Consider the following 14,447-nt stretch of genomic DNA (forward strand, 5'->3'; position numbering starts at 1 on the left):
AGAATGCCTGCATCATTTCCGCTTTTATTTTCAGCCTTACACGGCATAATCTTTCCATTCCTTTTACCGATTCCGGACTTATGAAACTGCGTGACCAGTTCAACCGTTTGTATCAGCTGATGCACGATCAGAAGCAACCCGGCTTGCCTGCACTGGCAGATGCGATGCATTGCAGCGAACGTAATATGCGCCACTTGCTGAGCAAAATGCAGGATCAGGGCTGGCTGCGCTGGACACCGGCGCGCGGGCGCGGACATCATTCCGAACTGGAATTCCGTGTCACGCCGGATGCACTGGCACTCGATCAGATTCAGGGCTTGCTGGCACAGGGTGAACTGGAACAGGCATTTGCCAGCCTCGGCAGACAACAGAAAAAACAACTGGCAGCGCGCTTACCGGAATTTCTGGATTTGCGTGACGGCAACCGCGACGTCTTGCGTTTGCCGATGTACCGCCCGGTTTCCACCCTCGATCCTATGCATGCCTACGGACGACTGGAAGCGCATCTGGTGCGCCAGATTTTTTCGCGGCTAATGACCTTTGATCACCAGACCCGCAGCCTGCGTCCGGTGATCGCGCATCACTGGGAACACAATGAAGACGGCAGTGTCTGGCATTTCTGGCTCAGGCCGCGTTTGCATTTTCACGATGGTTCAGACCTTGGCCCCGAGGATGTGAAAGCCAGCTTTTTGCGCCTGCGCGATCAGACATCCATGAACCAGCGTCTGTACCGCCATTTACTGCGGGTGGAAACCGGGCCGGACCGGCGCGTCAGTTTTTATCTGAAACACAGCGACTGGCTGTGGCCGCATTTGCTGGCGACGTCGATGAGTTCCGTCGTGCCGCGTCAGCGTGCACGTAACTTTGCGCAGTTTCCGGTCGGCTCCGGCGCATTTCAGGTGATACGGAATAATCCGTATCAGCTGACGCTGCGCGCATTTGCTTCGTATTACCGCGAAGGTGCGCTGCTGGATGAAATAGACTTATGGGTCATGCAACCTTGTGTCGCCGAACCGACATTTGACATGCAGTATGGCTACACGCCACCGGGACAGGCAAATCAGCAACAACAAAAAGTCGATGAAAGCGGCTGCACTTATCTGATTATGAATCCGGATACGCCTTTGCTGCGCCAGCAATCCGGCCGCCAGCAAATCGCCGCCATCCTGAAACCGGAATTACTGTTTCCTGAACCGGAGCCCGCGCGCGCACCGGCCTACGGCTTGCTGCCCGAATGGCAGCACAAAACCAGTCCGGAACACCATCAGCGCGTGGCGGCTGGTACCCGTCTGCGCCTGATCAGCGGACAGACCAAAGAAATGCGCCAGCTGGCGGAAAGGATTAAAGCCTTACTCGAGCAGGCTGGTTTTTCAGTGGAGTGGAAAACAATCCCGCTGAAAGAACAAATCGCACGCGACTGGCTGCAACAATGCGATCTGTATCTGGGCCGCGAAATGCTGCATGACGATAAAGATTTCGGCTGTTTTGAATGGTTTGGCAATGACAGCCATTTCCGCCACTGGCTGCCGGACAGCATGAATCAGTGGCTGGATAAACAATTATGTGACATTCAGTCCATGCCCGACGCCGCTAACCGCATGCAAGCCTATGCCAACATCGGACGTGAACTGGTACAAGGCTACTGGATCATTCCTCTGTCCCACGAAAGCCATTTCGTCAGCGTCGCACCGCATATTGCCGGTGTCCGCATGACACCGCTGGGCTTTGTTTCGTTTTGTGAGTTGTGGGTGAAGAAAGATCTCAGCAGCACCAACTGATTTCTGCCCGTCCTGACCGGATTTCCGCATAATCCGTTGCCGGAATCAGGTAACATGCCAGATTCGCCGTTCCGCATCAGCAAAATTGCTGATGCTTTGCATTTTTGAAAAGAATACTTATGAAACACCAGATCCGTTCCGAATTTTCCGCTTTATGGCAACTGGCATGGCCAGTGCTGGTTGGCCAGATTGCGACCGTGGGTATGGGTGTGGCGGATGTGGCGATGACCGGGCATCTGAATGCAGAAGAACTGGCGGCGGTATCGCTGGGAACTTCGGTATGGACCATTGTGCTGGTCACGGTCATGGGTCTGATGATGGCGGTGAATACCGTGATTGCGCATGAAACCGGTGCCGGTCGCGAAGACCGGATTCCGCATCAGATGCGGCAGGCGATGTGGCTGGGGCTGGGTGGTGGTTTGCTGGCGTGTTTGCTGCTGAACGCATCGACTTTTGTATTTGATCACTTATCGCTGGATGCGCCGGTCGCGGAAAAAGCCAAGCAGTTTGTGCATCTGATCAGTATCGGCATGCCCGCGTTTGCGATGTACCGCGCGCTGTACGGTTACACCACCAGCCTGAATCAGACCAAACCGGTGATGGTGATTGCGCTGCTGGGGCTGGCGTATAACGTGCTGATTAACTGGCTGTTTATTTACGGCCATTTCGGTTTCCCGGCACTGGGTGCGAGCGGTTGTGCGCTGGCGACCGGTAGCGGTTTATGGCTAATGCTGGGAGCGATGCTGTACTGGATACGCCGCTCAGAAGCGTATCAGCGTACCTATCCGTTTGCGCAGGCTGAAGCGCCGCACTGGCCGGAAATCCGCTCCATGCTGAAACTGGGTTTGCCGATCAGCGTGACGTACTTTGCGGAAGTATCGGCGTTTTGTGCCGTGGGCTTGCTGATTGCACGTTTCGGCGTAGTCGAAGTCGCCGCCAACCAAATCGCACTGAATTTTTCGTCCTTAGTGTTCATGGTGCCGCTGAGTATCGGTATCGCGCTGACTACCCGAGTCGGGCAGGCGCTGGGGGAAGGCGATGCCGAACGCGCCCGTTTTGTTTCCTGGGTCGGTGTCGCCGCCGGCCTGGTGTTTGCGGTGTTTTCCGCGACGCTGATCACGGTATTCCGCCATGTGATTGCCGCTGCCTACACGTCTGATCCGGCAGTACAGCAACTGACGGCAACCCTGCTGTTGTTCGCCGCCGTGTTCCAGTTATCCGATGCCGCGCAGGTCACCACTTCCTGCGCAGTGCGCGGCTACAAAATCACCCGTACGCCGATGCTGATCCACCTGACCGCGTTTTACGGCATTGCGCTGCCGGTCGGCTGCCTGCTCGGTCTGGCACCGGACTGGATGCCGTGGCCTGCATCGCCGATGGCATCGCAGGGATTCTGGGTCGGGCTGGTATCCGGCCTGACTGTCGCCGGTGCGCTGCTGCTGCGCTTCCTGCACCGCGTCAGCCTGCGCGCGCTGGGCACGCCTGCGCACTGAGGCGCTGTCTGCTACCGACATACCGGCAATGGAAATTGTGCAGAAGTCCGCATGCGTGTTTTTGTGAAGTCCGGACTTTCTGCCGACGACCGCCGGGGTGCTGTGCTAAACACCGCATTTCGCACTAAAACAGTGCATTTTTAGCCATTCCAAACCGGCTGCAACCACGGCAAGCCACCCTTGCCGGATAGCGGCAATCTCTCAGATAGCAGCCACCCTGCCCCGAGCTTTCCCCGCCTTTTACCCGCGCTGCCGTCACAAAGGCAGGCCGGTACAGGATTTTCCGGTTTGGACTGGCTTTTCCGGTAAAATAGCGGGTTAATTTCATCCTGAATACACAAACACCATGAGTCTCAAATGCGGCATCGTCGGCTTGCCTAACGTCGGCAAATCCACTCTGTTCAATGCACTGACTAAAGCAGGCATTCCGGCAGAAAACTATCCTTTCTGTACTATCGAACCGAACGTGGGCGTGGTGGAAGTGCCTGATCCGCGTCTGGGTCAGCTGGCTGGCATCATCAAGCCGGAACGCATCGTACCGGCCATCGTGGAATTCGTTGACATCGCCGGTCTGGTTGCCGGTGCATCCAAAGGTGAAGGTCTGGGTAACCAGTTCCTGTCCCACATCCGCGAAACCGATGCGATTGTGAACGTGGTGCGTTGCTTTGAAGATCCGAACGTGGTCCACGTTGCCGGTCGTGTTGATCCTATCGCCGACATCGAAGTTATCCAGACCGAACTGGCGCTGGCTGACCTCGGCACACTGGAAAAAGCGCTGCAGCGCGAAGGCAAAAAAGCCAAATCCGGTGACAAAGACGCCATCAAACTGGTGAATCTGTATGAAAAAGTCCTGCCAACCCTGAACGATGCCAAACCGGTACGCGGCATGGGTCTGGATGCAGAAGAACTGGCACTGCTGAAACCACTGTGCCTGATCACCGCCAAACCGGCCATGTACGTTGCCAACGTGTCGGAAGACGGCTTCGAAAACAATCCGCTGCTGGATAAACTGACCGAATACGCGAATGCGCAAAACGCACCTATCGTTTCCATCTGCGCATCGATCGAATCTGAAATCGCGGATCTGGAAGAAGAAGACAAAGCTGCTTTCCTGGCTGATCTGGGCATGAAAGAACCAGGTCTGGACCGTCTGATCCGTGCCGGTTTCAAACTGCTGGGTCTGCAAACTTACTTCACCGCTGGCGTCAAAGAAGTACGCGCTTGGACTATTCATATCGGCGACACTGCACCGCAAGCTGCAGGCGTGATCCATACCGACTTCGAACGCGGCTTCATCCGCGCACAAACCATCGCTTTCGACGATTTCATCCAGTACAAAGGTGAAACCGGCGCTAAAGAAGCAGGCAAAATGCGCGCTGAAGGTAAGGAATATGTGGTCAAAGACGGCGACGTACTGAACTTCCTGTTCAACGTCTGATCATTTCCGTATCCAACAAAAAACCGCGCAGCTGCGCGGTTTTTTGTTGCCCGCAGAAAGTGCCGGATCAGTACGGCGCTTTCTTGCAGCGAATTGCCTTCATTTTTATTTCAGCGTTTCGAGTTGCCGGTCAGCGAAATACAGTTCCGGCATTTCCATCTGCATACCGGACATCGCTTTCTGGAACCACGCTTTCGCCTGCGCTTTGTTCCCCTGTTGCAATGCAAACTGGCCCAATGCGTAATAGGCTTCCGTCATTTTCACATAGTCCGTTTTACCATCGGTCTTCAGTTGCGTCTGTAATGCGGTTTCGGATAAATGACCATGCAACACTTGCAGCACCGGATACGGCCACGCGGGGTGCGTGGATTGCGGCAAAAATTCACTGGTCGCCGCAACGGGATCTTGCCCGGCAGCCTGTGCAGCGAGGAATAAACCAATCACCGCCGTACTTTTTTCCGCTTCATTCCGGTCTGCCAGTACCGTGCGCCATTGCGCTGCAGACGCCGCATACTGCTTTTGCTGATACAGCGTGGATGCCAGCAACGATTGTGCAGACACATCGTTCGCCTGCAGATCCAGCATTTGCTTCGCAATGCGTGCTGCTTCCGGCTGATTATTCTGCATCTGCGCAATTTGCCCCAGTTGCAGCAGCAGCGGCAATTCCTGCGGTTTGATTTGCAGCGCTTTTTCTATATCTGCTTTCGCTCCCTTCAGACGACCAATCTGTTGCAAGCGCTGCGCGCGTTCCTGATAAACATCGGCTTTTTGTTTTTCACTGAGACGACCGGAATTCAGTTGTGCATCCAGCACAGGCAAGCGATACACCGCCTCGGCCTGCGCTTCCGAATACACACTGATTTTTTTCTCTTTGATCGCCTTTTCCAGATCATCCATATCCAGCCTTGCCCTGATCAGTTGCGGTGCACTGATTGCGTTAATGGTCAGGGTATTCAGCAAGCCGTTCCAGCCGCGCTGTACTTTGTCACGATACGTCGTCCAGTCTGCCGGTTCAACACGGTCACGCATAAAACGCAGATCTGACTGAATCTGTACATGGTCTGTTTCACCGTTCGCGATACTGTGAATTTCAAAGTGCTTATTGGTTTCATCGAAACGCTTATTAAATGTTTTAGAGAAAACCGGCTCAGAAAAACGGATATCGGTGACCTGACGATACATACCCGTCGGACTGATACGCATCGTCTCGGTGCGCGGCACTTGTGTCGGCATACGCAAGGTCTGCGATAAAGTGACCGGTGAAAAGTCCGTTTGCAAGGTTTGTTTTTCGTGGTAACGCCAGAAATCCGGCAACTCAAAACGCAGCGTCAGCGTCACCGCATTTTGTCCGCTTTCTTCGCTGACACCGAGCGCGCCATCCGGTTTTGCTGCCGGATAAAAGCGCAGATACTCCGCAATAATTTCTTTCTCAATATCCGGCTTACGATTTGCCGCCAGATTAGCGCGCAATGATTCTGCGCTGTCCCCATAATAGGTCTGACGTACGTCCAGCACGGCAGGCTTGCCCATAGCCTGAATCGTGTACTGATCCCAGGTCACTGCCTGCAAGTCTCTGGAAGAATCCGGCATCATCACCAGCTCACGGGTATCCGACTGTGCCGGCAAGCCAGTGCGCTGCGCCAGTGCCTGACGGGATTTCAGGTCACCGGTCTGAAAACTGCGCGTAGCATCGAGCCAGTAGGTTTTACCATTCAGTTTTACACGCGCGATCACATGATTAAACGCCAGCGGACTGGCCAGCAATTGCTGTGTATCATCGCGAAACACAGTGGATACCAGCACCGGTTCGGCTTCTATTTTCTGCGCCTTCAGTAAAGCAATCAGTAAGCCGGTTTTATCTTTACAATCCCCGAAACGCTGACGCAGCACGTCAGCCGGCGGATGCGGCAGGTGCGAATTCTCACCGATTTCAGTACCAAAGTAGCGTACTTCTTTCTGCACAAAATCCAGCGTTTTCAGTAAAGCCAGCTCCGGTGTATCCGCCAGTTTAGCGAGCCGCTCTGCTTCTTTTTCTATATCCGGTGCGGGCTGGTAAGCCGACTGAAACAAACGCTTAGACCATTGCGCCACATCGTTCCAGTCACGGAATTCACTGATCTGTATCTGGTCTTTCAGATAGGTGGACGCAATCCCGTAAGGATCATTCTGGAATGCAGGCACAAAGCGGCGGCGCAGTACGGTTTCTTTCCAGCCACCTCGACTTTCCTGCTGTATTTCAAACAGCTTGCTGTCGTATTTCCATTGCATCTGACGATTGTCAGGATGCAGCAAACGGTAATAGAACTGGCTGACCGGGCCGTAATTGGAATACACCCATTCAATATCCACAAAGCGCCCGTCAAACACCGGATTCGCGCCCGTCAGCGTATACGCATATTCGATCTGATCTCCGGCACGGGCATCATCCAGCGTAATGCTGGCGGTAATCTGTCCATCCAGCATCTGCGCTTCCAGCCGTGATTCGCGCTGCAGATAGCGGATTTTTTTCGGGTCGAATTTCTGAATCACCTTGCCGTTACGCACAATCTGCAACTGATGAATACTGAGCTTCTGATAATTCGGATCAAAGATCATCAGAATCTGGCTGCCGGATTCCAGTCCGGCGGTATCACGGATTTTACGGATCACGTGGGAATAACGATAAGTCTGGCGTGCCTCCACCCGCGTCTGCACATCCAGCAGCGGCAGATACACCGGCGCAGTGGCATCACGCGCATCCCACTCCGGTGCAACTTTGCTGACCCACGCGGGCGTTGGCTCCAGTTTTTGCGGACGGGCAGCCGCCGCCAGTGGTACGTGGTCGGCAGCAAACACCGGCGAAGTCAAAGGCAATACACCGCTGCACACCAGAAATGCTGCAAACGCAAGCGGACGCAAAGAAGTGCTTATACAGAGTCGCATAGTATCCATCAGAAAAAACCGGCCAGTACGCTGTGCCGGAAACGATCGTTGCATTCCATTGTGAAGCAAATAACAAAAAATGGATACTTTTCATGGCCGGTTCTGCTGCGCTGTATCAGTCTGCGCAGCATGAGCAGGGCAAAGCGTTTTACAATAGGGTTTTATTGTTGCAATCGGAACCGCCATGCCTGTTATCACTGAATTGTTTCTGTACCCGGTCAAGTCTTGCGCCGGTATTTCGCTGACTGAAGCGGAGTTTGGTGAAAACGGACTGAGTGTGCACGGCATCACCGACCGCAGCTGGATGATCGTGACACCGGAAGGCATGTTCATGACGCAACGCGAACTGCCGCAAATGGCGACTATACGTCCGGCTGTATCTGAACAGGGACTGGTATTACAGCATGACGATATGCCGGACTTTTACCTGCCACCTGTACTGAATGATGAACACGCACAGCGCGAAGTCACCGTCTGGGATTTCACCGGTATGGCACGTGATGCAGGTAATGAGGCGGCTGCATGGTGTACGCAGGTGCTTGGTCAGCCCTGCCGTCTGGTGCAAGTCACACCGGCTACCGGCCGTACGACCAGTGGCACCTGGACCGACGGCGTTACCCATCCGGTACAGTTTCAGGATGGCTATCCTTACCTGCTGACATCGGTCAGCTCACTGGCGGAACTGAACCGTCATGCACAACAGGCTGGCTGGACAGATTTTCCGGGGAATCGCTTCCGTCCGAATATCGTTATCGATGATCAGATGGCATTCGAAGAAGATCATGTTACCCACTACCATTTCGAAAACGGTCTGAGCCTGCAAGCGGTAAAACCCTGCACACGCTGCCCGATTCCTGCAGTGGATCAGGACACCGGCATCAGCGGCAACAATCCGGTCGATCTGCTGCTGCAATTCCACTGTGATGCCCGGGTTGAAGATCAACCGGTGTTCGGCATGAATTGCGTACTGCAAAACGGCAAGGGCCTGAGTTTGCGGGTTGGTGATAATTGTCAGGCTGAACTCAGCTTCTGATGGCGGCATCCTGATGAAATCCGTACCATCTCCGTATCCTGAATTTGAAATCGCTGAATTACAGCGTGAAAATCAAACCCTGCGCCAGCAACTGCAACAGATTCTGGAACAGGCACACCGCAATCAGAACATTATGGAACGTCATCAGCGTTTCGAACTGGATGCGATTGCCTGTACCAAGTTTGAGGAATTAATTGCGCATATTTTTAATGCGCTGGCACAAACCTCGGAACTGGAGATGGTGACACTGATGCTGCTGGATCCGCGTCAGGAACTGGCGGCCATGCTGGCGGATCAGCGTGTGGAATTGCATGCTTACCCGCATCTGAAACTGATCAGTAATCAGCGTGAACTCGGCAGCAGCGACCTTTCCGTACATAAACCGGTGCTGGGCCCTTACATGAGCACCCGCCACGATCATTTATTCCGCAGCTGGTCGGCAAGACCGCGCAGCGTGGCAGCAATTCCGCTGCGGCGCCAGCAAAAGCTGATCGGATTCCTGAATCTTGGCAGCCAGCACGCCGAGCGCTTTCAGCGTTCTATGGCAACGGATTTCATTGAGCGTCTGGGCTCGGTCATCGCCATCGCACTGGAAAACGTGCTGAATAATGAAAAACTGGTCTACATCGGCCTGACCGACCCGCTGACCAAAATCAGTAACCGGCGCTATGTTGAGCAAAGGATGCTGGAGGAAATTAACCGTGCACGCCGGCAGCATTACAGTATCGCCTGTATGTTTCTGGACATCGATTTCTTCAAACGCATCAATGATCAGTTCGGCCATCAGGGCGGTGATGACGTGCTGTGCGAAGTCGCTGCGCGCATCAAAGCCGAGCTGCGTCTCAGCGACACACTGGGACGTTTCGGCGGCGAAGAATTTGTCGCGCTGCTGATCAACACCAGACTGGAAGATGCGCTGCAGGTGGCTGAGCGCATACGCCGCAGCATTGCCGGTACAGCCTGCAGACTGTCAGACGGATCGCGCTGCCAAACCAGTATTTCCATCGGTCTGACGATTATGGATCCGCTGTTACACCGTGGCGAAGTCAGTGCTGTAGCACGGGACATGCTATCCCGCGCCGATCAGGCATTATACGGTGCGAAGCACCACGGCCGGAATCAGGTCTGCTATCAGTAATTAAGCCTGACGGGCAGCTGCTTTCAGACGTGCTTCTTCTTGCAGACGTTCATATTTCGCCTGCAGTTCAGCTTTGCTTTCTTTCCATTCAGGATTGAACGGAATACAGTTCACAGGGCACACCTGTTTACACTGCGGTTCATTGTAATGTCCGACGCATTCGGTGCACTTATTCGGATCAATCACATAGATTTCCGGACCCATGAAAATGGCATCGTTCGGGCATTCTGGTTCACATACATCACAGTTGATGCAGTCATCCGTAATCATAAGGGCCATACTAACTACTCGCTCTGATATTCAATCGTTCAATAAAACAATCCGGCTCTCACAGGAGAGCCGGATTCAGGATAGTTCAAAATGCCGTTTTTACTGTGCTTTGCACAGAAACTGCATCAGACAGACTGTCCGCTTCGCAGCGCTTCTACTTTTTGTTTCAGCCAGCGGTCTACTGACGGAAACACAAATTTCGACACGTCGCCGCCCAGCAAGGCGATCTCACGCACAATCGTGCCGGAAATAAACTGGTACTGATCCGACGGTGTCAGGAACAGCGTTTCTACGTCCGGCAGCAAATACCGGTTCATACCTGCCATCTGAAACTCATACTCAAAATCAGATACCGCACGTAAGCCGCGCACAATCACACGCGCATCGTGCTCACGCACAAAATCTTTCAGCAAACCGGAAAAACTGTGAACCTGGACATTCGGGTAATGCCCGAGAACTTCATTCGCAATGCCGAGGCGCTCTTCCAGAGAGAAAAACGGGCGCTTGCTTTTGCTGTCAGCCACACCGACAATCAGTGTGTCGAACAATCCCGATGCGCGACGCACCAGATCTTCATGTCCGCGCGTCAACGGATCGAATGTTCCCGGATAAACGGCTGTGACCATCTTCACTCCCTAAGTTGGCGGTTTGCACTAAAAATGTGTGGCAATGCACTGAATTCCGGCATTATGCCTGATTTTCGCTCATTGCTGCAGCCGTTGTGTTGCGTTGCAATATATGAAAAAACACACTTCCCGCTTTATCTGCCCGTATCACTTCCCAGCCATCCAGCCAGGCAACAGCTCCGGTTTCCAGCGGTGTTTCTGATTCCGCATAAATCAGGCCCGCCGGTGTCAGTAAAGTGGCGCAAACGGGTAATACTTTTTCCAGCCAGCCATGATGAAACGGCGGATCAAGGAAAATCAGATCAAAACGTTCACTTCGGCTGCAGGCCTGATTCAGAAATGACATCGCATCCGAACGCAGAATCCGGCATTGCTGCGCACCCAGCTTTTCCTGTACTTGCTGCAACTGACGAAACGCAGCGGGATTCGTTTCCGTCATGATCACTTGCGCTACACCGCGACTGGCTGCTTCCCAGCCCAGTGCTCCACTGCCCGCAAATAAATCCAGACAGTTGCGGTGCTCCCAGTCGCGATCAAACAAATGCCCCAGCCAGTTGAAAACCGTTTCACGGACCCGGTCCGGCGTAGGACGTAAGCCTTCTGCATCCACGACGCTAATCAGGCTGCGTTTCCACTGCCCGCCGATAATGCGGATCTGATGCGATGTCCGTTTCGGCGCCGGTGTCGCCTGACGTTGATTTTTCATTGCTTATATGACAGGCGCAAAGCGGTATTCCTGTCCCAGTCTGTTAGAATGGCAGCATTCTAATCCAGTGCAGGCAGCTATGCCTGCCAGCACTCTGCAAAATCATCCCCCATGTTTAGTTTTTTCAGAAGAAAGCCCAAAGAAGAAGCGCCTGCCGTTGTTGCGCCTGAAGTCGCACCGGCACCAGTTGCACCGGAAACACCGGTACAACCTTTACCGAATGTCAGTCCTGCACCTGCAGTAACAACTGCGGCAGTTGCACCTGCCGTTGAAGAAGCGGAAATTACACCCGCTCCGGCTCCGGCACCGGAACAAAAAAAATCCTGGCTCAGCCGTCTGAAAGCAGGTCTCGCCAAAACGTCTTCCAGTCTGACCACTTTATTTGTCGGTGCGCGCATCGATGACGATTTGTACGACGAACTCGAAGCAGCATTGCTGACAGCAGATGCAGGCGTGGAAGCAACCTTGTTCCTGCTGGATGCGCTGAAGAAAAAAGTCAAAGAAGAAAAACTGACTGAGGCTGAACAAGTCAAAGCAGCATTGAAAACATTGCTGATTGATTTGCTGACGCCACTGCAAAAGCCGTTAATTCTCGGCAAGCATCAGCCTATGGTCATGATGATCGCCGGCGTCAACGGTGCTGGCAAAACCACCACCATCGGCAAACTGGCCAAACATATGCAGATGCATCATCAGTCTGTGGTGCTGGCCGCCGGTGACACCTTCCGTGCTGCTGCGCGTGAACAACTGGCAATCTGGGGTGAACGTAATGGCGTCACCGTGATTGCACAGGAATCGGGTGATCCGGCAGCGGTTGCATTTGACGCGGTCGCCTCGGCCAAAGCCCGTCAGACCAATGTCGTGATGATCGATACCGCTGGTCGTCTGCCGACTCAGCTGCACCTGATGGAAGAACTCAAAAAAATCCGTCGCGTTCTCGGCAAAGCCATGGATACCGCACCGCATGAAGTCTTGCTGGTGATTGACGGTAATACCGGTCAGAATGCACTGGCACAGGTAAAAGCCTTTGATGATGCACTGCAGCTGACAGGTCTGGTGATTACGAAATTAGACGGTACAGCCAAAGGTGGTGTTCTTGCAGCGATTGCAAAAACCCGTCCGGTGCCTGTGTACTTTATCGGTGTTGGCGAACAGATTGAAGATCTGCAACCGTTTAATGCTCAGGAATTTGTCGACGCACTGCTCAACTAATCATCCTACGCCATGATCGAGTTTGAAAACGTCAGTAAGCAATATAACCGTGGTGGCTATGCGCTGCAGGACATCAGCTTCTCCATTCCTGACGGCGAGCTGGTATTTCTGGCGGGGCCATCCGGTGCAGGTAAATCAACATTGCTGAAAATGATTGCCGGTATTGAAAAACCGAGCAGCGGACGAATTATTGTGAATGGCCAGGACATTACCCGGTTGCGTGCCGGCAGCATTCCGTATCTGCGTCGCAAGCTTGGCCTGATTCTGCAGGATCAGCATTTGCTGAATGACCGCAATGTTTTATCGAATGTCATGCTGCCGCTGATCGTCACCGGAGCATCGGCCACGGAAGCAGATGGCAGAGCACGTGCCGCACTGGAAAAAGTAGGACTGGCGGACAAAGCCGGTGCTTACCCGCTGGAATTGTCGGGTGGTGAGCAGCAGAGAATCGCCATCGCGCGCGCAATCGTGAACCGGCCGAAAATTATTCTGGCAGATGAGCCAACCGCTTTTCTGGACCGTGACAATGCAAACAAGGTGCTGAACGCATTGAAAGCATTCCGCAGTGCAGGTGTCACCTGCCTGATCTCCAGCCACGACGAACAGTTTCTGGATCAGGCGAGCAGAGTCATCTATCTGCAACAAGGTCGTCTGACCGATCACTGGCATGATGCTGCCTGATTTTTCACTCAACAGGAACTATCCGCATGACCATCTGGTTACGTGAACATCTTTTTGCAATTCGCAGCGCACTGACTCATCTGCGGGCTGCGCCGGGCAATTTTTTGTTTAATGTACTGGTCGTCGCAGTCGCATTATCTCTGCCGATTGCCGGTCTGACCGTTGTGGAAAATGTCCGTCCGGTCTCGTCGCAATTATCGATTGAACCGGAGATCAGTATTTTTCTCAGTCCTGATATGGCGCGCAACGATGCAACTGCCTTATCCATTCCGATCAAAAAACTGCTCAAAGAACGCGGTATCGAAGCGCAACTCAGCTTTACGCCAAAAGAAAAAGCACTGGCTGCTATGAATGATGCATCAAGCCTGGCGGAAGTGATGAGTACGCTGGGCGGAAATCCGTTACCGGATGCATTTGTTTTGACTTTATCCAGCCGCTATGCCGCACAGCTCGACAATCTGTCCGCTCAGCTGCGCGAATTACCCGGTGTGGACGTTGTACAAGTGGATTCCGCATGGGTAAAACGACTGGCCGCACTGCTGCAGATCGCTGAGCTCGGTCTGTTATTTCTTGCAATATCTCTCGGTGTGGTGGTGTTAGTTGTGGTTTTCAATGCCACACGTCTGCAGGTTGTCTCGCATCAGGCTGAAATTGCCGTTGCCCGCCTGATGGGCGCAACGAACAGCTTTATCCGTCGCCCTTATTATTACACCGCCGCGCTGATGGGTTTACTCGCAGGCGGACTTGCTCTTGGCTTGACTGCAGCAAGTCTGCAGCCATTGAATCAGGCGATTGCCGAGTTTGCCCGCCTTTACGCTTCAGAATTTCGTCTGGTTCCGCTTGGCTGGTTGCAAAGTATTGCCCTGCTGACCATCTCCATGTTGCTGGGTTTATTTGGTGCCTTCTTATCCGTCCGTCGCCAGATGGCACGTATCCAGTAAACTGAAATAAATTTCCTTAAGGAAATTTATTTCAGTTTGCGCTGCAACTTCTGCCTTTCACACCTGTCAAACTCTGGTGAAATACCTGAGTTTTACCCATACCAGTCCTCACCCGGTAAGCTTTTTTACTGCTTCGGTGGCATATCTACGGACCTCAGAGTGAATATTCTGACCACTTTTTAACGGGAATTAGCACTCATCTCAATAGA

Annotated in this window: 12 protein-coding genes; 8 read left to right on the plus strand and 4 right to left on the minus strand. The window is 53.3% G+C overall.

What is annotated here, in order from left to right:
• Positions 1-80 precede the first annotated feature (80 nt).
• The 3 genes from KDM89_RS08215 (at position 81) to ychF (ending at position 4,709) form a co-directional block, all read left to right on the plus strand.
• Positions 81-1,778, plus strand: coding sequence for an SgrR family transcriptional regulator (locus KDM89_RS08215; RefSeq protein WP_212687469.1), 1,698 nt, complete (start codon positions 81-83; stop codon positions 1,776-1,778).
• 119 nt (positions 1,779-1,897) lie between these two features.
• Complete coding sequence (locus KDM89_RS08220; protein WP_212687470.1) at positions 1,898-3,271, plus strand: MATE family efflux transporter; 1,374 nt, start codon at positions 1,898-1,900, stop codon at positions 3,269-3,271.
• A gap of 346 nt (positions 3,272-3,617) precedes the next feature.
• On the plus strand, positions 3,618-4,709 hold the full coding sequence (gene ychF, locus KDM89_RS08225; protein WP_212687471.1) for a redox-regulated ATPase YchF: 1,092 nt from the start codon (positions 3,618-3,620) through the stop codon (positions 4,707-4,709).
• Between the two features lie 105 nt (positions 4,710-4,814).
• Here ychF and KDM89_RS08230 read toward each other — a convergent pair whose 3' ends face one another.
• Positions 4,815-7,631 (minus strand): DUF3857 domain-containing protein, encoded by a 2,817-nt coding sequence (locus tag KDM89_RS08230; protein ID WP_212687472.1) that lies wholly within the window; start codon positions 7,629-7,631, stop codon positions 4,815-4,817.
• Positions 7,632-7,815: 184 nt separating this feature from the next.
• On the opposite strand from KDM89_RS08230, the gene KDM89_RS08235 reads away from it, so the two are divergent.
• Positions 7,816-8,664, plus strand: coding sequence for an MOSC domain-containing protein (locus KDM89_RS08235; RefSeq protein ID WP_212687473.1), 849 nt, complete (start codon positions 7,816-7,818; stop codon positions 8,662-8,664).
• A 13-nt stretch (positions 8,665-8,677) separates the two neighbouring features.
• Positions 8,678-9,802, plus strand: coding sequence for a GGDEF domain-containing protein (locus tag KDM89_RS08240; protein ID WP_212687474.1), 1,125 nt, complete (start codon positions 8,678-8,680; stop codon positions 9,800-9,802).
• Here KDM89_RS08240 and KDM89_RS08245 read toward each other — a convergent pair whose 3' ends face one another.
• The 3 genes from KDM89_RS08245 to rsmD all read right to left on the minus strand — a co-directional run bounded on the left by KDM89_RS08245 (position 9,803) and on the right by rsmD (position 11,404).
• On the minus strand, positions 9,803-10,081 hold the full coding sequence (locus KDM89_RS08245) for a YfhL family 4Fe-4S dicluster ferredoxin (RefSeq protein WP_212687475.1): 279 nt from the start codon (positions 10,079-10,081) through the stop codon (positions 9,803-9,805). It lies immediately after the preceding gene.
• Positions 10,082-10,197: 116 nt separating this feature from the next.
• Positions 10,198-10,698, minus strand: coding sequence for a pantetheine-phosphate adenylyltransferase (coaD, locus tag KDM89_RS08250; protein WP_189356371.1), 501 nt, complete (start codon positions 10,696-10,698; stop codon positions 10,198-10,200).
• Positions 10,699-10,759: 61 nt separating this feature from the next.
• On the minus strand, positions 10,760-11,404 hold the full coding sequence (gene rsmD / locus KDM89_RS08255; RefSeq protein ID WP_212687476.1) for a 16S rRNA (guanine(966)-N(2))-methyltransferase RsmD: 645 nt from the start codon (positions 11,402-11,404) through the stop codon (positions 10,760-10,762).
• A gap of 111 nt (positions 11,405-11,515) precedes the next feature.
• On the opposite strand from rsmD, the gene ftsY reads away from it, so the two are divergent.
• The 3 genes from ftsY to KDM89_RS08270 are packed head-to-tail and all read left to right on the plus strand — an operon-like array spanning position 11,516 to position 14,238.
• Positions 11,516-12,616 carry a signal recognition particle-docking protein FtsY gene (gene ftsY, locus KDM89_RS08260; protein ID WP_212687477.1) on the plus strand — a complete coding sequence of 367 codons (1,101 nt, stop codon included), beginning with the start codon at positions 11,516-11,518 and terminating at the stop codon, positions 12,614-12,616.
• A gap of 12 nt (positions 12,617-12,628) precedes the next feature.
• On the plus strand, positions 12,629-13,297 hold the full coding sequence (locus tag KDM89_RS08265; protein ID WP_212687478.1) for a cell division ATP-binding protein FtsE: 669 nt from the start codon (positions 12,629-12,631) through the stop codon (positions 13,295-13,297).
• Positions 13,298-13,323: 26 nt separating this feature from the next.
• Positions 13,324-14,238 (plus strand): cell division protein FtsX, encoded by a 915-nt coding sequence (locus KDM89_RS08270; RefSeq protein ID WP_212687479.1) that lies wholly within the window; start codon positions 13,324-13,326, stop codon positions 14,236-14,238.
• Positions 14,239-14,447: the final 209 nt, after the last annotated feature.

The organism is Cognatundibacterium luofuense (assembly GCF_018139685.1).
Taxonomy (GTDB): domain Bacteria; phylum Pseudomonadota; class Gammaproteobacteria; order Burkholderiales; family Burkholderiaceae_D; genus Undibacterium; species Undibacterium luofuense.

What these genes read in the sequence shown, in the direction of transcription:
- KDM89_RS08215 (WP_212687469.1), top strand. Translation starts at nt 81, where the DNA reads ATGAAACTGCGTGACCAGTTCAACCGTTTGTATCAGCTGATGCACGAT.
- KDM89_RS08220 (WP_212687470.1), top strand. Translation starts at nt 1,898, where the DNA reads ATGAAACACCAGATCCGTTCCGAATTTTCCGCTTTATGGCAACTGGCA.
- ychF (WP_212687471.1), top strand. Translation starts at nt 3,618, where the DNA reads ATGAGTCTCAAATGCGGCATCGTCGGCTTGCCTAACGTCGGCAAATCC.
- KDM89_RS08230 (WP_212687472.1), bottom strand. Translation starts at nt 7,631, where the DNA reads ATGCGACTCTGTATAAGCACTTCTTTGCGTCCGCTTGCGTTTGCAGCA.
- KDM89_RS08235 (WP_212687473.1), top strand. Translation starts at nt 7,816, where the DNA reads ATGCCTGTTATCACTGAATTGTTTCTGTACCCGGTCAAGTCTTGCGCC.
- KDM89_RS08240 (WP_212687474.1), top strand. Translation starts at nt 8,678, where the DNA reads ATGAAATCCGTACCATCTCCGTATCCTGAATTTGAAATCGCTGAATTA.
- KDM89_RS08245 (WP_212687475.1), bottom strand. Translation starts at nt 10,081, where the DNA reads ATGGCCCTTATGATTACGGATGACTGCATCAACTGTGATGTATGTGAA.
- coaD (WP_189356371.1), bottom strand. Translation starts at nt 10,698, where the DNA reads ATGGTCACAGCCGTTTATCCGGGAACATTCGATCCGTTGACGCGCGGA.
- rsmD (WP_212687476.1), bottom strand. Translation starts at nt 11,404, where the DNA reads ATGAAAAATCAACGTCAGGCGACACCGGCGCCGAAACGGACATCGCAT.
- ftsY (WP_212687477.1), top strand. Translation starts at nt 11,516, where the DNA reads ATGTTTAGTTTTTTCAGAAGAAAGCCCAAAGAAGAAGCGCCTGCCGTT.
- KDM89_RS08265 (WP_212687478.1), top strand. Translation starts at nt 12,629, where the DNA reads ATGATCGAGTTTGAAAACGTCAGTAAGCAATATAACCGTGGTGGCTAT.
- KDM89_RS08270 (WP_212687479.1), top strand. Translation starts at nt 13,324, where the DNA reads ATGACCATCTGGTTACGTGAACATCTTTTTGCAATTCGCAGCGCACTG.